Origin of the sequence: Lewinella sp. IMCC34183, assembly GCF_003390915.1 — a bacterium.
Classification (GTDB): Bacteria; Bacteroidota; Bacteroidia; order Chitinophagales; family Saprospiraceae; genus Neolewinella.
In genome coordinates, this window is the sequence record NZ_QMEM01000006.1 from 56915 (window position 1) to 73290 (window position 16376).

Consider the following 16376-nt stretch of genomic DNA (forward strand, 5'->3'; position numbering starts at 1 on the left):
CATGGTATGCTCCTACTCGTCGGCGGTTACACGATTAAAATGGAAGAAAATGTCCCGGGCAAGGCCCGCGGCATCTCTGCCTACGATTTCTCGCCGAAGGACGGGCACCTGGAATACCGCGGCTTCGGCAATGCGGTGAACCCGAGCTACGTGATCGCCGATCCGGAGCGAAAGATCGCCTACGCCGTGCGCGAGTGTCCCGACCCCGATGATCCCGGGGTTTCGGCCTTCCGGATCAGCCGCCCCGCGGGGGGGAAGATCGCCTTCACCCCCTGGGGGGATGGTCACCTCACGGGCGACCACCCCTGCCACGTGGCCTTCGCCGGCCGTACCCTCGTCGTCAGCTGCTACACCAGCGGCTCGGTTACCACCTTCCCCCTCGAAGACGACGGCACCATCGGGCCTGCCTTGCAGCGCATCGAACTCACCCAGCACGAACGCACCCCGCACGCCCACTGCGCCGTTTTCGACGCGCCCCGCAGCCGAGTGTACATCTGCGACCTCGGATCGGACTGCCTGCGCACCTTCGATCGCTCCGCAGCCGGCCTGCTTACCGAACGGCCGGAGATGTCCCTCGACTTTTCCTACGGCGACGGGCCGCGGCATGCGGTCCTCCACCCCGACGGCGACCACCTCATTGTGAACTGCGAACACCGGGGCCGGGTGGCCCTGGTAGACCTGCGCGGCGACCGGCCCCGCGAGGTGGCCAACGTGCCCTCCCTGCCCGAACGCGCCGTGGAAAACGCCAGCGGCGCGGCCGTGCGAATTGGCGGCGGGGGGCGCCACGTCTACGTCAGCGAACGCAACTATAGCGTGATCACCGACCTGCGCGTCGAGACCGACCGGCAGGAACTTCGCCTGCGCGACACCGTCCCCTCCGGCGGCGAGCGGCCGCGCGATATCCTGCTTTCTCCCGACGGACAGTGGCTGCTGGCGGGCAACCTGACGAACCACAGCATCGGTGTATTCCGGGTAGGGCCCGGCGGCGGCCTGCGACTCAACCACGTCGTACGCAAGGTGCCCAGCCCCACCAGCCTATGCTGGATGCCGGGGGTATAACGTGGTTGCCTAGGCGATCCGGCGCATACGCAGCGTAAGGGTATAGCCCGAGCGGTCGTCGATCGTCAGCTCCGCGCGCAGCCGCTGGGCGCGCATCCGCATATTATCCTTTCCCTGCCCCTTTTTCGGCGTGAACCGCGTACTCGAGTAGACCGGGTACTCGTCGCTCTCCTTGCCCTTGCCGTTGTCACGGATAAACATCTCGAACGTCTGGGCATACTGCTCGAGCTCGATCTCCACGTAGGTAGCATTGCTGTGGCGGGCGACGTTGTTGATCGCTTCCTTGTAGATGAAGTACAGGTCTTGGCGGACGTTACCCGCCAGCTCCCGCTCGTTGATGAATCCCTTGGCGGTAAAGTCGTAGCGGATGTCGAGGGGCAGCAGCACCTCGTCCGCGTGTTCCTGCATGCGCTGCAGCAGGTTGCCGATGTTGTCGCGCCGGCTGTCGATGCTCCAGATCACGTCGCTCATTTTGGACATCGCGTTGCGGCCGGCCTCGCCCACCGTCTGTAGGCGGGTGCGTAATTTCTCGTCGTCGGTCCGGTGCTGCAGAAGCTCCGCCTGGAGCGTGATGCCGGCAAGCAGGCCGCTCACCTCGTCGTGAATGTCGCTGCTCAGCTGGGTACGCAGTTGCTCGTTCCGGAGGCGCTCGCGCAGCTTAGCCTGAAGGATCAGGAAAAACAGGCCCACGATCACCGTGGCGATCAGGAACTGAAACCACGTACGTTCAATAAGGTACTGCCGCACCCGGATGTTGAGGGTACGCATCTGTTGCCCGTAGTTGCCGTTGGCACCGGCGGCCTGTACGAGGAGGCGGTAGTTGCCGGAGGGAAGGTTATTGTAGCGTACCGTACGCTCGTTGCGCAATTCGCGCCACTCCTCGTTAAATCCTTCCAGCTTGACGCGTAATTGCGTGCGGCTCGGCCGTTGGCCTACGGGCAGCGCAAAGGATATAGCGATGCTTTTTTCATTGGCGTACACCTCGATGTGCGTCATCGTGTCCAGGTTCCGCGTATAGGGCCTGCTGTTGTTCCGGCCGTAGATGACCACCTGGGTAAGCATGACGTCGGAGCCAGCCTTTTCAGCGCTCAGGTCGCTGTCGCGGAATACCGACAGGCCCGACTCACCCCCGAAATAGTACCGCCCGCTATGGTCGCGGTGAAAGGCGTAGCGGTTGAAGGCATCGCTGGCCAGCCCGTCCTCGGTGTAGTACCGCCGCAGGGTGCCCTTGCGGATCTCGGCGGGCAGGTGGACCAGCCCGTTTTTAGTGGACAACCAGAAGCCACCCGTAGAGTCAGGTACGATCCCCACGACGTAGTTATTGCTTAGGCCGTCCTGTCGGGTATAGCTGACCGTGGTGCTGTCGGCGGGGTTGATCTGCCAAAGCCCGGCCTCGGTGCCGATCCACCAGTTATCGGCCACATCCTCGTAGATCACCTTCACTTTTAGGGCATTCAGCTCCACCGGGCTGTCGCCCATGGGGTCGGTCCGGCTGTGCATCTTCACCTCCCGCGTACGCGGATCGAAGCTGAGGAGGCCGAGGCGCTCGGTACCGATCAGCAGGGTGCCCGTTCGGGAGTAGTACAGGTAGTTCACGAGCACGCTGCGGCCGAAGGGGCGGTTGAGCGGCGCGTCGAAGAGCTCGGTAAAGGAGCCGGTCTCGGCGTTGAAGGAGAGGATCCCCATCCGGTCGGGGATCGCCGCACCCACGTAAATGTCGCCCTGCGGGTCCATCGTCAGGCAGTTGAGCGAGTAGGCCGAGCGGTACGCCTCCGTGGTGCCCGTGGCCACGTTGTACCGCAGCAGCAGCCCGCCGCGGTTGCGGCCGCCCGGGTGCCCGACGGCCCACACGGCGTTGCGGATCGGATCGAACATCAGCTGCTCGGGCCGGCGGATCGTTACCCTGGTGCTGTCGATGTCGCGCAGCACCATTTTCTCCGGTTCCAAGGCCGTCCGGGGCATGCGGTAGAAGCTACCGTCCTGGGTGGCCACGTACACCGTTCCGGCCGTGTCCTCGGCGATCCCCTTCACCGAGGAGCCGTCGCCGGTGATATCCGCTTCGGTCAGGTAAGTAGCGATGGGCTTGACGTTCCGTTCGATCACACCCAGACCCTCCCGCAGCGCGAGGTAGCAGGTTTCGTTGAAGTTGACCGCGGCTACCTCCGACACCAGCCGGTTCGTAGGCAATTCGCGGTCGAAGAGTTTCAGGGTACCGGAGGTGTCGATCAGGTAGTATTCATCGGGATAGCGCTTGCCCAGGAAATCCTCGGTGCCGAGCAGCAGCAGCTGGCCCAGCTTGTCCTTGAAGATCTGCGTGTACCGCAGCCCGTCGTCGGGGTTGGGCACGGGACTCGGATCGCTGCCGGATCCCACCCTCCAGCGGTAAAGCGGGTATCCGCCGCGAAAGCTCAGGTAAACGTAATTGTCGGGCCCCTCGATCATCTTGTACAGGTACCGCCCCTTGCGGGCGATGCTGTTGAAACTGCCCAGCAGTTCGCCGTTGGCCGACAGCCGCCGGAAGCCGTGCTGTTCGTCGTAGAGGAGAAACTGTCCGTTGCTGAGCGGCAACAGGTCGATGCGGGGGGCAATGGTCGTCCACCCCTCGTCCGCTGCCTGGAAGATCCGCTTGAACCCCTCCGGGGTGTATTCGTACAGGTTGGTGGTGTCCTTCCAGACGGTCACCACGAAAGTGCGGCCCACCGTATCGGTCTCGATCGCGCGGGGATACCCGTTCACGCCGTTGCTGGGCACCATGGCTACTTGCTCGCTGCGAAAGCTCCGCGGATTGAACCGATCAAAGTAGCCGGAAAAATCGACGAAGGTGAGCACCAGGTTACCCTCGATGTCAGCGTTGATGGTTTCGATGCCCCCCCGGCTCAGCCCCGGGCCGTCGGTAGGGTCGTTGTACCCGAAAGTCAGAAAGGAATGGCCGTCGAAGCGGTTGAGCCCGTCCAGCGTCCCGACCCACAGGTAACCGTCGTCGCCGATGTGCAGATCCGTGATCTCGCGGGTGCTCAGTCCGTCGTTGACCGTAAAGTACTCGATGCGCATGGCCTGCCCGCCCAGGGACAGGGAGCACAGAAAAAGGGATAAGATAGAATAGAACTTCACGGGAGGGCCGCAGGTGGTTTACCTAAGGTAAGGTGTTTCAAGAGAGACGGTTACGCTAAGGTACGCCTCCCGCCGCTTCCCGACCAAGCGGGTGCGCGGCTAGAACGTCAGCGTCAACCCCAGCCCGTCAGCCGTGACGCCGAGCAGGGGGGCGTAAGCCTCCGTCCGCCCCGCCGCAATGAAGTAGTTGACCAGGTCGAAGGCCAGCAGAAAACCACCCTGCAGCGCCACGCTTCTGCCGTAGCCGCGCAGGCGGTCGTTGTCGGCCTCGGGGCGTCGGGCGCGTTCCAGCAGGTAAAGGCCCCCGGCGATGTAGCCCACGTCAAGGCCGGCATTGAACAGCAGGACCTTTTGTAACCCGAAGTTTTCCTGCAGGCTTTCGAAGGCCCCCAGCGCGCCGGGTTCCTGCCGCAGCACCGACACCAGCCCGATACCGGCGATGCCGAGGTTTACCGTGTTCCAGATCGCGTTCATCTCGTGGAATCGCCGCAGAGCACCGGTAGTCCGCGACCGCAGCGTCAGCCCCAGTCCGATATTCGCCACCGCCCAGCCGCCAAGAAGGTACATGGCCGTCCGCTGGTGGTGCAGGCGGGCGGTTTCCAGCTCCAGCGGTGCTTGTGGGGTGGCCGTTGTTTGCGCCGGCGCGCAGGTGCAGCAGAACAGGACAAGGAGTAGAGCAAGCGGGTTCTTCATCTCCTGCAAAACTCCGTCGCCGGCAGATGGTTCTCCCGGTACCCCACGCCAGCTATTTGCCAATGTTTACCCGACTTACCGGTCACTACGAAACCATTGTCCCCCATCTCCTCGACCGCCCGACGATTAATTACCGCCGCGAGCGGGTCGATACGCCCGACGGTGATTTTCTGGACCTGGACTGGTACGACCACCCCACCGATGCCCGTCGCCTTGTCATCCTCAGCCACGGGCTCGAGGGCAGCAGCCAGGGAGCGTACATCGTCAGCGCGGCCCGCTACTTCGCACGCCACGGCTGGCACGCGCTGGCCTGGAACTGCCGCAGCTGCTCCGGGGAGATCAACCGAACCCGTAAGCTCTACAGCCACGGACAGAGCGAGGACCTGGAACACGTCGTTAACCACGCGCTGGCCACGGGGCGCTACGACCGGATCGTCCTTGTCGGCTACAGCATGGGTGGCAACCTGACGCTGAAGTACCTCGGCACCGCCGGGCGCGACGTACCCGCCGAGGTGACCCACGGGGTAGCCTTTTCGGCGCCCTGCTTCATCGAGCACAGCGTCGACAGCCTCGAGCGCCCCGACAACTGGATCTACAAGCGGAAGTTCTACCGGGCCCTAGCGGCCAAAGTGCGGGCCAAGGAGGCCCAGTTCCCCGGCCTGGTCGACCTCACCGCCCTGGACCGCATCGGGGTGTGGCGCGACTTCGACCGGGCCTTCTCCAGCGTCATCGGAGGCTACGATGACCTGGAGGAATACTACGCCTATCTCTCTTCGGGAAATTACGTCGGAGATACCGCCGTGCCGGTGCTCATCGTCAACGCCCTGAACGATCCCATCGTTCCGGAAGCCTGTACGCCCTGTGCTCTCGGAAAGACCCACCCCCTCATCACCGTCGAGCAGCCGCGGCGGGGCGGTCACGTGGGCTTTCCGCTGCGGGGCCGGCCGCACAACGGAATGGACGAGCGCGCGCTGGCTTTTGTTTCCCGACGCTAACTATTTTGGGGGGTGTTACGCTTCTCCCTTCTCCTGCTCTTCCTGCATCCGCTGCCCCTCCGGGCCCAGTTCGTTGCCCCACCGGCCAGTCAGGCCGCCGTCGCCGCGGTGACCGTGGGCTACACCGATCTGGGGATCGACTACCACCGCCCCTCGGTACACGGACGTATCGTTTTTGGCGAACTACAACCCTTCGGAACGGTCTGGCGCGCGGGGGCCAACGAGAACACCCTGCTGCGCACGTCCCGGGACGTTTGGGTAGACAATCATCGCGTTCCGGCGGGGACGTATTCCGTCTACCTTATGCCGCGGGAGAATGCACCCTGGACCTGGATACTCAACTCCGACACGACCCACTGGGGGGCCACCGCTTACGATCCCCGGTACGATGTTCTCCGCTACGATGCCCCCACCGCACGCCTGATGGAGCGTACCGAGACGCTGGAGTACCGCTGGATGGACCTCCGCCACGACCGGGCCACCCTGGCACTGGAGTGGGAATGGTACCGGGTTCGACTTCCGTTCACGCTGGCCACCCACGCCCAGCTGGCGGAAGCAGCCGAACGGCTATTGTCTCCCGCCACCCATTCCGATGATTACTATGAGGTCGCGCGCTACTACCTGGAAAGCGACAGCGTCGCCCGGGCCAAGGAATGGATAGACCGGTGGGCGGCCGCGGCACCCCCGCAGTTTGGTCGCACGCGGCGTCGCGCACTCATCGAGTGGGAACTTGGAAACGAGTCCCTGGCCCGTTCCCTGCTTGATACCAGCCTGCAACTGGCCCGCTCGGCCGGTAACGATCATTACGTTCGCCTCAATGAGCAGACACTCCGCGACTGGACCCGCACCCCCCTACCCCTGCCGGCCGACAGTTTATTGGCGGCCAGCATTGCCTACCACGACCCCGAGAGTCGCTGGTTGACGGAGCCGCACGCATTGCGGATCTCCGAGAGCCGCCCCGGCGGCGGTGACCGCTACACCCGGCTACTGCTGAACCCGGGTGGCGGTCCCTTCACCGTGGAACGCACCGGCGGGGGCGGGCAGGTGACGCTGGAGATCCGGCAGGACGGCTATGCCTTCACCGCCGATGGGCAATCCGTAACCGACGACTCCCTGCAAATGGCACTCAACCTGACCCCCGACCGGGTAAAGGTCCTCCGCGACTATTATGGCTACCTGTGGGGCCTACCCATGAAGTTGCGCGATCCAGGCACCCTGATCAGCCCCACCGTGTACCAAGTGTACTACCACGGGCAGCGGGCACTGGAGATCGAGGTGCGCTACCGACCCGAGACGGGCGGAGACGTATGGCATTTTCTCTTTGACCCGGATACCTTTGCGCTTATCGGGTACCGCTTTTACCATGACCGTGATGGCGACGGACCCGGGACCGGAGAATACATTCTCCTGGAGGACGAGGTCCTGCAGGACGGCATCCGGTTTCCCGCCCGCCGCCACTGGTACCGTACGGCGGATAAGCTGTTTTTGGGAACCGACACATTGCTTCTTCCGGGTAAAAACTGAACACAATGCGCGGCAATCTCTTTAGACAGTATAAAACCCGTGTAAATACATCAAATTATGGCTGCCAAGATTCTCATTACCTTCTACTCCACCTACGGACACACCTTCAAGCTGGCCCAGGCCGTACAGCGCGGCGCGGAAACGGCCGGTGCGGAAGTACGCCTGCGGCGCGTCGCCGAGCTGCCACAGGCGGCTGAGGCCATGAAAAACGACGAAAACTACCAGGCCGCCCAGCAATCCATGTCCCACCTGGAAGAAGTCACCCACGACGATCTTCGCTGGGCCGACGGTATCGCCTGGGGTACCCCTACCCGCTACGGAAACATGGCCGCCCAGGTCAAGCAATTCATCGATACCACCAGCCCCCTGTGGTCGAAGGGCGAGCTGGAAGACAAGGCATCCGGTGTCTTTGTCTCCACGGCTACCCAGCACGGCGGGCAGGAGTCGACGATCCTCTCTTTTCACATCCCGCTGCTCCACCTGGGTATGATCCTCGTCGGCAGCCCCTACGGCCAGAACCCTACTCTCTTCAACGTCGAGAACATCCACGGCGGCAGCCCCTACGGCCCCAGCACGATCGCCGGTGGCGACGGATCGCTGCAGCCCAAGGAAGGCGACCTGGAAATGTCGATCAAGTTGGGTACCCGCCTGGCGAAGGTATCGGAGCGGCTTGCTTCCCTGCGCGGCTAATTACCAGCCGGCTACCGTGCGAAGCCGGGAATCGACTATAAAAGCTTCCCCGTCACCCGATGTCGTGATCAGGCGGGTACCGTCGGGCTTCCACGCCAATCCCCATAAATAACGGTCCCGCAGTCCATGCCGAATTTGCTCGCCACCGGGCGTCCACAGACGAATCCCGTCGCTGGCGCTGGCGAGTAAATTCCCCGTGGGGCTCCACGCCAGGTTGCGAATTTCCACCCGGCTCGAAGAGTCACGACCTATCAATTTTCCATCCGCCGACCAGTACTGTAGGTAGGGTGGCCTTTTTTTGTCTGGTTGCCCGTAATCACCGGTCGCGTAAAGCGCTCCTTCGGGATGCCAGGCTACGCTTAGCATTAGCACCTCCTGCTCCCGGGCGGGGCGGTGGGTATACCTGTCGTTGGCAAGTTCGTAGCGGGCGATCCCCGACCCTACCGTCAGAATAATCTGACCGTCGGGGTGCCAGGACAGCGCCGTGATTCCCTTCGGTTCAACTTTCCTCCTCCGCTGCAAACGTCCTTCGTAGTCGTAGAGGAGAAGATAACCGTCATTATCGCCCACCGCGAGTAGTTCTCCGTCCGGGCTCCACCCCAGACCACGAGCCCCAGCGGCGGAGATACTATCCAGGTAGCGTTTTTCTCCACTCCGCAGGTCAAAGAGAAAGGACCCCTCCTCTCCGGCTTGCAGGGTCACGGCCAACCGTTCCTTCCCAGGGTGCCAGGCTACGCCGGTAACGGTGTTACTTGTGGGTATGGTGGAAGTGATCGCATTCCCAAGTGGCGAATAGATGCGGACGTCGGGGGAATTTCCGCCGGTGACAATCTCGTTTCGCGGGCCGCCCCAGTCGGCGGTCCAGAGAATGTCTTCGTAGTCGTAGGATTTTAAGGCCACCGTACGGCAGCCACCGGAGACCACTCCGAGCAGGAGAATCAGAAACAGCGGACCGGAAATGGTTTGCCTCATTGACGGGAAGGTTTTTTCGTTTCCCAGCACCCCGGCAACGACGAGCGGATCACCCCGCAGTTGCAGGCTTAGTTCTCACCGCTTCCTGTCTTCTTCACGAATACGTTCGTCGAGATCGCACCGAGCGTTACTTCTCCACTCATGGTATCAGTTGCGCGTCCATCGGAGTCTACGCGATCCCCATCGACGACCTGTCGCCACTCCCCCTCGGGCAGCGTATGCCGGTGGCGAGTCTGGTAACCGTTGAGTACGACGTATATATCGGTCCAGTCGTCGCCGGGGGCGTTCTGCAGCCGGTAGGCAATCAACTGGTCGTCACCCGCGTCGGTAAAGGTGAGGTGGCGGGCGATCAGTGCGGTTTCACCGATCCGGAAGGCGGGGTGTGCCTTACGCAGGGCGATCAGGTCCCTGACGTAGGCGACCGTGCGCGCGTGCTGTCCTTTCTTCTCCCACTTGATGGCGTTGACCGCATCACTACTCTGGTAGCTGTTCTCGTCACCACCCTTTGACCGCAGCATTTCCGTACCGGCGTGCACAAAGGGAATGCCCTGGCTGGTGAGCACCGTGGCCAGGGCCAGACGCTGCATGCTTTCCCGCACCCGGGGAGGATCGCCGGGGTTGCTGAGTTGCAGGCGGTCCCACAGGGTATGGTTATCGTGGCAGCTCACGTAGTTGACGCACTGCGCGGGTTGCCTGGCCCAGGGGGCGTGGCTGTAATTCACGCTATCGTAGCTGATCTGGGGATGGGCGGTTGCCCCTACGATGCCGAACCGAACGGATTCCGCCACGTCGGTGGCCCCGCTCACGAATCCCCGTTCTTCGGCGTCAAACACGCTGCCCTTGAGGGCGTCGCGCACGTCGTCGCTGAAGGCCGCGATGTTGATCAGCTGCGGGGTATGCACTTTCGTGGCCTGCTGGCTCTCCGGCAGCGGACTGTCGCCCGCCGTCCACCCCTCTCCGTACAGCAGAATGGAGGGGTCGATCCCGTGCAGCGTCTCGCTGATGTCGTTCATCGTGGCAATATCGTGGATGCCCATCAGGTCGAAGCGGAAGCCGTCGACGTGGTACTCGTCCGCCCAGTATTCGACGGACTCACGGATGAACTTCCGGACCATGGGCCGCTGGCTCGCGATCTCGTTGCCGCATCCGCTGGCGTTGCTGAACGTACCGTCGGCATTGAACCGGTAGAAGTAGTCGGGCACGAGCAACTGAAAGGAGCTGTTCTCCGTACGGCCGGTATGATTATATACCACGTCCATCACCACCCGGATGCCGGCCGCGTGCAGTGCCTGGACCATCTGCTTGAACTCGCGGATACGGACCTTGCCGTCGGATGGATCGGTGGAGTAGCTTCCCTCGGGTACGTTATAGTTCTGCGGGTCGTACCCCCAGTTGTACTGAGTGGAGTCGGAGCGTGCCTCATCAACGCTTAGAAAGTCAAAGCTCGGCAGCAGGTGGACGTGAGTAACGCCCATTTCAATAAGGTGATCCAGCCCGGTGGTATCGCCGGTCGGTGTGGTGGTTCCGCGCTCCGTCAGGCCCAGGAACTTACCCTTGTGGGTGATGCCGGAGTTGGGATCCATGCTCAGGTCGCGTACGTGTAATTCGTAGATGACCGCGTCGGTGGGCTTGCCCATTACCGGACGGCGGTCGTTCTCCCACCCCGGGGGATCGGTGGCAAAGAGGTCCACTACCTGTCCCCGCAGGCCGTTGGTACCGGCGGCACGGGCGTAGGGGTCGGTGGCTTCCGCCAGCCAGCGGCCGTCGCGCTTGATCTGGTAGGTATAATAGGTACCGTCGAGGTCTCCGGAGACGGAAACCGCCCAGGCCCCGTCGCGGGCCTCCATGTCGAGCGACTCTCGCGGTTCCGTACCTGGCCGGTCGTCGGCGTAGAGGTGGACGCGGGCCGCTTGGGCGGCGGGCGACCAGAGCTTAAAGGTCGTGGAGGCGGAGGTATACGTGGCGCCCAGGTCGGCGTAGGGGTATACGGGGTAGTCTTCCAGCGTATCGTACTGGGGCCGGGGGTCGGAGCAGGTCACGAAAAACAGCGTTGAGCAAACGAGAAGTAGGACTCTCAAGTAATTAGGAAGTTGACGGTCGGGCTTAGTCGGCGACCCGTAGGACCGTTTCGGTGAACCGGGGGTCTAAGATAACACCGCGGTGGCCCGACTCGGGCAGTTCGATCAATTCAACGCGCCCGGGGGCGGCCTCGTATATTTCCTCGGACATGGAATACGGTATTAGCTCGTCGCGCCGACCGTGCAGTACCGTTACCGGGCAGCGGGCCGCGGCCACGTTGTCCAGGGTGTTGAGGGGATACTTGAGGATGAAGTCCGGGACCATCCAAAACCACAGGTTCTTCATGGCGGTAATGCTGACGTAGGGGGCCGCGAGCACCAGGTGGCGGGGGGTATTGTGGGCGGCCAGGTAGGCCCCCATGCCCGTACCCAGGGAGTAGGCGGCGATCACGATGTTTGACTCCGCGTAGCGATCGAGCAATACGTCGTACACCGCCTGGGCGTCGGCGAAGAGCACCTCTTCCGAAGCGATGCTGCCCCCGCTTTTCCCGTAGCCGCGGTAGTCGAAGAGGTAGACGTCGTTTGGCCCCCGGAGGAGCCCTTCCGTCTGCCGGAGGCTGCGCCGGTTGCTTCCGCGGTTACCGTGCAGAAACAGGATGGCCCCGCGGGCACCGGGCTTCCGGAACGCCAGGACGTTCAGGGGCGTCCCGTCCGCGGCATCGACGGTCAGTTCCTCCCCGGTCCCGAAAGCGTAATCGGCGGGAAGTTCCCGGGGATGAAAGATCAGCCGCTCCTGGAAGACGTACAGCAGCAGGCACAGCACCACGTACGTGCCGGCCAGAAAAATAGCAATACGCTTGATCCACTTCATGAGGTCAGGTTGGGGCGGGTGCTAGTCCGGCACCGACCGCAGCAGCCCCATACCCGTGATAAAGAAGATCCCGCCGACGATGGCCACGCCCCAGGCGTTCTGCCCGAGCGCGAGCTGGCCGGGGTTGAAAATGGCCAGCACGCCCGCGGCCAGGGCAACGGCACCCACGATGGTAAAGACAAGGGCCAGGGTACGCTTCATGCGGAAAATTTTTCCAAAGATAGCACGGTCGCCATTCGCGGGCTCCCGGAGCGTCGGTACCGATTGAGTATCTTGCTGACCGCCAAAACTACCCGAACCCAGTGCCCCACCTGAACCGTCGCCAGTTTCTTACCCTCGCCGGCCTGCCGGTGGTGTTCGCTGCCCGGCTGCCCGCCGGAATCTCGCTACTGGGCCTGCCGGACCCTCCCGAAGGCCTGCCCGGCAAGGACCCCGGACTCATCGTACTCAACGACCGGCCCGTCAACGCCGAGACCCCCGCCCACCTGCTCAACCCGCGGGTGACCCCCGCCGACCGCTTTTTCGTCCGCAACAACGGACTGGTGCCCCGGTCGATCCTGGACGGCGAAGCCGTCGATCCGGCCGCCTGGACGCTGACCATCGGCGGAGAGGCGATGCCGCGGGAGGTAACCTTTACCCTGGCCGAGCTGCGCGACCGGTTCCGCCACCATGAATACCACCTCACCCTGGAATGCGGCGGCAACGGCCGCAAGGAGTTTAACCCACCCGCCTCCGGCAACCAGTGGGGTACCGGTGCGGTGGGCTGTGCGAAATGGACCGGCGTACGCCTGAAGGACGTGCTCGAAGCGGCCGGCTACGACCGGGAGAAAGCCGTCTACATCGGCTACTACGGCAAGGACACCCACCTGAGTGGTGACCCCGACAAGGTCGTCATTTCCCGGGGGGTACCCATCGCCAAGGCGCTCGAGGACGAGAGCCTCATCGCGTGGGCCATGAACGACGAACCCCTGCCGCCCCTCAACGGCTACCCGCTGCGGCTGGTCTTCTCGGGCTACCCGGCGAGTTGCTCCGGCAAGTGGCTCTCGCGGATCGTCGTCCGCGACCGGGTGCACGACGGAGAGAAAATGGGGGGCGCCTCCTACCGCGTACCCTGCAAGCCGGTCGCGCCCGGTGCCGAGGTGGCCGACGCCGATATGTGCATCATCGAGGAAATGCCGGTCAAGTCACTGATCACCAGCCCGAAGACGGGAGCCATCGTGGAGAGCGGTCGCAGCCTGTCCCTGGCCGGGCACGCGTGGTGCGGTGCGGGCAAGGTCGCCCGCATGGAGTACAGCATCGACTTCGGAAGCAACTGGGAATCCTGTACGCTTACCGCCCCGGTAAACCGCTACGCCTGGCAACATTTCGCGGCGGACGTGACCTTTCCCGAGACGGGCTACTACGAAATCTGGGCCCGGGCCACCGACGACCGCGGCAACGCCCAGCCCATGGTCATCCCCGCCTGGAATCCCCGCGGATACCTCAACAATGCCTGTCACCGCATCTCCATCAAAATCGTCTAATATATGCCGGCCCCTTTCCGCTATTCGCTGATCCTGCTTGGCTTCGTCCTAAGTGCACTCGGGCTATCCACCTGCCGGGACGACTCCGCCGGTGAGCCAAGCACGGCACCCGCGGCCCCGCCCCCCGGGGTGGTGGGTGGCGTGGATACGCTGACCGGCCTGATCGCCGAAGGAGACTACCTACTGGTGAAGGGAAACTGCCTGGCCTGCCACAGCGCCAAGCTGATCACCCAGAACCGGGCCGATCGCCAGGGATGGTTGGACATGATCCACTGGATGCAGGAGACCCAGGGCCTGCAGGATCTCGGACCCCACGAGGGCCCCATCGTGGACTACCTCGCGACGTACTACGCCCCCGAGGAAACGGGCCGGCGCCCGCCCCTCGGAGACGTAGAGTGGTACATTCTGGAGCAGCCTACCGATTGATGACGTTCTTGAAGCGGGGGCGGCGGGGAGTGACGTCTCCGCGTTCGGCCTTCTTGGTGGCCTCGTACTGGGAGTAGTTGCCTTCGAAAAAACGGATATTGCCCTCGTCCTCGAAACTGAGGATATGGGTGGCGAGGCGGTCGATGAACCAGCGGTCGTGACTGATGACCAGCACGCAGCCGGCGAAGCTGTCCAGCGCGTCCTCCAGGGCGCGGAGGGTATTGATGTCGATGTCGTTCGTCGGCTCGTCGAGCAGTAGCACGTTGCCGCCCTCGCGGAGGGTCATGGCCAGTTGAAGCCGGTTGCGCTCCCCCCCGGAGAGTACGCCGACCTTCTTCTGCTGGTCGGCCCCGGCGAAGTTGAAGCGGCTGAGGTAGGCGCGGGCATTGACGGAGGTGTTACCCACCTCGATCATATCGTGGCCCTGGCTGACGACATCGTAGATCGTCTTGTTGCCGTCCTGTAACTGGGTATGGGCCTGGTCAACGTAGCTGATCTCGACCGTTTCTCCGATGTTGATGTCGCCGGCGTCGGGCTCCTGCTCGTGGACCAGCAGGCGGAAGAAAGTGGACTTACCCACCCCGTTCGGCCCGAGGATGCCGACGATGGCGTTCTTGGGGATGGTGAAGGTGGCATCGTCGAAGAGTACGCGGTCGCCGAAGCCCTTCTTGAGGTGCTGCACTTCGATGACGACGTCGCCGAGGCGCGGTCCGGGCGGAATGTAGATCTCGAGGTTCTTTTCGCGTTCACGGCCTTCTTCGCCGACCAGCTTGTCGTATGCGTTGAGGCGGGCCTTGCCCTTGCTTTGCTTGGCTTTCGGGGCCATGCGGATCCACTCCAGCTCCCGCTTGAGTGTCTTCTGCCGCTTGGACTCCTGCTTCTCCTCCTGGGCGAGGCGCTGCGACTTCTGCTCCAGCCAACTGGAGTAGTTGCCTTCCCAGGGGATGCCTTCGCCGCGGTCGAGTTCGAGGATCCAGCCGGCCACGTTGTCGAGGAAGTAGCGGTCGTGCGTCACGGCGATGACCGTACCGGGGAAGCTCTGCAGGTACTGCTCGAGCCAGTCGACGGATTCGGCGTCGAGGTGGTTGGTGGGCTCGTCGAGGAGGAGGATATCGGGGTTGCTGAGCAGCAGGCGGGCCAGGGCGGTACGGCGGCGTTCACCACCGGAAAGTACGTCGACCTTTGCGTCGTCGGGCGGGCAGCGGAGCGCTTCCAGGGCGGTATCGATGCGGTTCTCGAGTTCCCAGGCGTTGCGGTTCTCGAGCTCCTCCATAAGCTCGCCCTGCCGCTCGATGAGCTTGTTCATCTCGTCGTCGCCCATGGGCTCGCTGAACTTGAGGTTGACGGCCTCGTACTCCTTCATCAGGTCGACCGTTTCCTGTACGCCTTCCTCGACGATCTCGCGGACCGTCTTGTTGGGGTCGAGGGTCGGTTCCTGCTCGAGGTAGCCGATCTTGTAGCTGCCGTCGAAGACGACGTTGCCTTCGTAGTTTTTATCGACGCCGGCAATGATCTTCAGCAGAGTCGATTTGCCGCTGCCGTTGAGACCGAGTACGCCGATCTTGGCGCCGTAGAAGAAACTGAGCCAAATGTTGTTGAGGACTTTCTTATTCGCTCCGGGGAAGGTCTTGGAGACCCGCTCCATGGAAAAAATGATCTTGTTATCGGCCATAGTGGGTGAGTTGTAGGTGAGAAATTACTCGCGGTCGTCGTCCTGCTCGGTGGCCCGCTCCCACGACTGCTCGCTGATGAGCAGCTCGAGGCGGTCCAGGAAGCGCTTGAGGGCGGGGGGGGCACCGCCGTAGACCTTGATGGAGCGGGGGTTGCCCTCGAGATCCGGCAGGGTGACCAGGCGGTAGGGAATATCGGTGGGTATGGGTGCTTCCTCGGGATAGACCGGGGCGAGGTCGAGCCCGCGCAGGCTGTCGATGGAGTTGTTTAGGCGGTCGTAGTCGATGGAGTACAGTTGCCGGTTGTAGAGCCCCTCGGCGATCGCGCCCTGGTCGACGCGCAGCGAGGAAAGCCCGCCCGTACGCAGGTCGAAGGTGTAGGCTTCGCAGTCGCCGTAGCAGTTCGATTTCTGGAAGGTCATCAGAGGAGCCCCCCCGGAGGATTCCGTCTTGGGCAGCGCGCTACCGCTCAGGTCGGCCTCCCCTACCGCCCCCTGGTTTTCGATGCGGGCCGTCTCGTTCTCGGCTAGGTCGGTACCCGCGGGTACGGCGGCGGGTGTCGTGGTGCGTCGCGTATTGCGCAGCGCCTTCACGTCAGCGGGTTGGGGCACCGCGGTACTGCGTTCCGGAGTTTCCATCACCCGCTGGCTGGCGTCGGGCCGTTCGGCCATGGCCTGCTCGGTGCGGGGGTCGGGCGTCGCCGCGTCGGATTCGGTGGGCGGCGCGATGACGGTATTCGAGGAGCCGGTGATGCCCACCGGCTGACGGGTGCAGGAGAGGATAAGGGCGAAGCTCAGGAGCAGCCCGGTAACTAAGGGTTTCAT

The 16376-nt window shown here is 63.3% G+C and carries 14 protein-coding genes; 6 read left to right on the forward strand and 8 right to left on the reverse strand.

All coding sequences use genetic code 11. The features are described from left to right. Positions 1 to 6: 6 nt before the first annotated feature. On the forward strand, positions 7 to 1059 hold the full coding sequence (locus DQG19_RS13935) for a lactonase family protein (protein WP_116126892.1): 1053 nt from the start codon (positions 7 to 9) through the stop codon (positions 1057 to 1059). A gap of 9 nt (positions 1060 to 1068) precedes the next feature. Here DQG19_RS13935 and DQG19_RS13940 read toward each other — a convergent pair whose 3' ends face one another. After that, on the reverse strand, positions 1069 to 4170 hold the full coding sequence (locus DQG19_RS13940; RefSeq protein ID WP_116126893.1) for a triple tyrosine motif-containing protein: 3102 nt from the start codon (positions 4168 to 4170) through the stop codon (positions 1069 to 1071). Positions 4171 to 4269: 99 nt separating this feature from the next. Next, positions 4270 to 4863 (reverse strand): DUF6992 family protein, encoded by a 594-nt coding sequence (locus DQG19_RS13945; protein ID WP_116126894.1) that lies wholly within the window; start codon positions 4861 to 4863, stop codon positions 4270 to 4272. A gap of 62 nt (positions 4864 to 4925) precedes the next feature. Between DQG19_RS13945 and DQG19_RS13950 the strand changes: the two genes are divergently transcribed. From DQG19_RS13950 to wrbA, 3 genes are read left to right on the forward strand one after another with little or no spacing between them, the layout of a single operon-like run. After that, positions 4926 to 5858, forward strand: a complete 933-nt coding sequence (locus DQG19_RS13950; RefSeq protein WP_116126895.1) for a YheT family hydrolase — start codon at positions 4926 to 4928, stop codon at positions 5856 to 5858. A gap of 12 nt (positions 5859 to 5870) precedes the next feature. Beyond that, positions 5871 to 7382 (forward strand): DUF6503 family protein, encoded by a 1512-nt coding sequence (locus DQG19_RS13955; protein ID WP_116126896.1) that lies wholly within the window; start codon positions 5871 to 5873, stop codon positions 7380 to 7382. 57 nt (positions 7383 to 7439) lie between these two features. Next, the gene (gene wrbA, locus DQG19_RS13960; protein ID WP_116126897.1) at positions 7440 to 8072 is read left to right on the forward strand and encodes an NAD(P)H:quinone oxidoreductase; all 633 of its coding nucleotides are present in this window, start codon (positions 7440 to 7442) and stop codon (positions 8070 to 8072) included. Here wrbA and DQG19_RS13965 read toward each other — a convergent pair whose 3' ends face one another. The 4 genes from DQG19_RS13965 to DQG19_RS13980 all read right to left on the reverse strand — a co-directional run bounded on the left by DQG19_RS13965 (position 8073) and on the right by DQG19_RS13980 (position 12134). Further along, positions 8073 to 9044: a WD40 repeat domain-containing protein gene (locus DQG19_RS13965; protein ID WP_116126898.1), complete on the reverse strand. Its 972-nt coding sequence runs from the start codon at positions 9042 to 9044 to the stop codon at positions 8073 to 8075. It abuts the gene before it with no gap. A gap of 68 nt (positions 9045 to 9112) precedes the next feature. Continuing rightward, the gene (gene pulA / locus DQG19_RS13970) at positions 9113 to 11122 is read right to left on the reverse strand and encodes a type I pullulanase (RefSeq protein ID WP_116126899.1); all 2010 of its coding nucleotides are present in this window, start codon (positions 11120 to 11122) and stop codon (positions 9113 to 9115) included. Positions 11123 to 11147: 25 nt separating this feature from the next. Then, on the reverse strand, positions 11148 to 11933 hold the full coding sequence (locus tag DQG19_RS13975; protein ID WP_116126900.1) for an alpha/beta hydrolase: 786 nt from the start codon (positions 11931 to 11933) through the stop codon (positions 11148 to 11150). A 21-nt stretch (positions 11934 to 11954) separates the two neighbouring features. Next, positions 11955 to 12134, reverse strand: a complete 180-nt coding sequence (locus DQG19_RS13980) for a hypothetical protein (protein ID WP_116126901.1) — start codon at positions 12132 to 12134, stop codon at positions 11955 to 11957. Positions 12135 to 12235: 101 nt separating this feature from the next. Between DQG19_RS13980 and DQG19_RS13985 the strand changes: the two genes are divergently transcribed. Both DQG19_RS13985 and DQG19_RS13990 read left to right on the forward strand, forming a co-directional pair. Then, on the forward strand, positions 12236 to 13456 hold the full coding sequence (locus DQG19_RS13985) for a sulfite oxidase (protein WP_232826527.1): 1221 nt from the start codon (positions 12236 to 12238) through the stop codon (positions 13454 to 13456). Between the two features lie 3 nt (positions 13457 to 13459). Further along, entirely contained in the window at positions 13460 to 13882 is a 423-nt protein-coding gene (locus DQG19_RS13990) for a monoheme cytochrome C (protein ID WP_116126903.1), read from the forward strand. Here DQG19_RS13990 and ettA read toward each other — a convergent pair. Together ettA and DQG19_RS14000 are read right to left on the reverse strand one after the other, a co-directional pair. Next, the gene (gene ettA, locus DQG19_RS13995) at positions 13872 to 15554 is read right to left on the reverse strand and encodes an energy-dependent translational throttle protein EttA (protein WP_116126904.1); all 1683 of its coding nucleotides are present in this window, start codon (positions 15552 to 15554) and stop codon (positions 13872 to 13874) included. The two genes, DQG19_RS13990 and ettA, sit on opposite strands and share 11 nt — an antisense overlap. 24 nt (positions 15555 to 15578) lie before the next feature. Next, positions 15579 to 16376 (reverse strand): DUF6438 domain-containing protein, encoded by a 798-nt coding sequence (locus DQG19_RS14000; RefSeq protein WP_116126905.1) that lies wholly within the window; start codon positions 16374 to 16376, stop codon positions 15579 to 15581.

Excerpts from the sequence above, each read along its gene's own strand:
- DQG19_RS13935 (WP_116126892.1), top strand. The coding sequence starts at position 7 with ATGCTCCTACTCGTCGGCGGTTACACGATTAAAATGGAAGAAAATGTC.
- DQG19_RS13945 (WP_116126894.1), bottom strand. The coding sequence starts at position 4,863 with ATGAAGAACCCGCTTGCTCTACTCCTTGTCCTGTTCTGCTGCACCTGC.
- DQG19_RS13950 (WP_116126895.1), top strand. The coding sequence starts at position 4,926 with ATGTTTACCCGACTTACCGGTCACTACGAAACCATTGTCCCCCATCTC.
- wrbA (WP_116126897.1), top strand. The coding sequence starts at position 7,440 with ATGGCTGCCAAGATTCTCATTACCTTCTACTCCACCTACGGACACACC.
- DQG19_RS13965 (WP_116126898.1), bottom strand. The coding sequence starts at position 9,044 with ATGAGGCAAACCATTTCCGGTCCGCTGTTTCTGATTCTCCTGCTCGGA.
- DQG19_RS13975 (WP_116126900.1), bottom strand. The coding sequence starts at position 11,933 with ATGAAGTGGATCAAGCGTATTGCTATTTTTCTGGCCGGCACGTACGTG.
- DQG19_RS13980 (WP_116126901.1), bottom strand. The coding sequence starts at position 12,134 with ATGAAGCGTACCCTGGCCCTTGTCTTTACCATCGTGGGTGCCGTTGCC.
- DQG19_RS13990 (WP_116126903.1), top strand. The coding sequence starts at position 13,460 with ATGCCGGCCCCTTTCCGCTATTCGCTGATCCTGCTTGGCTTCGTCCTA.
- ettA (WP_116126904.1), bottom strand. The coding sequence starts at position 15,554 with ATGGCCGATAACAAGATCATTTTTTCCATGGAGCGGGTCTCCAAGACC.
- DQG19_RS14000 (WP_116126905.1), bottom strand. The coding sequence starts at position 16,376 with ATGAAACCCTTAGTTACCGGGCTGCTCCTGAGCTTCGCCCTTATCCTC.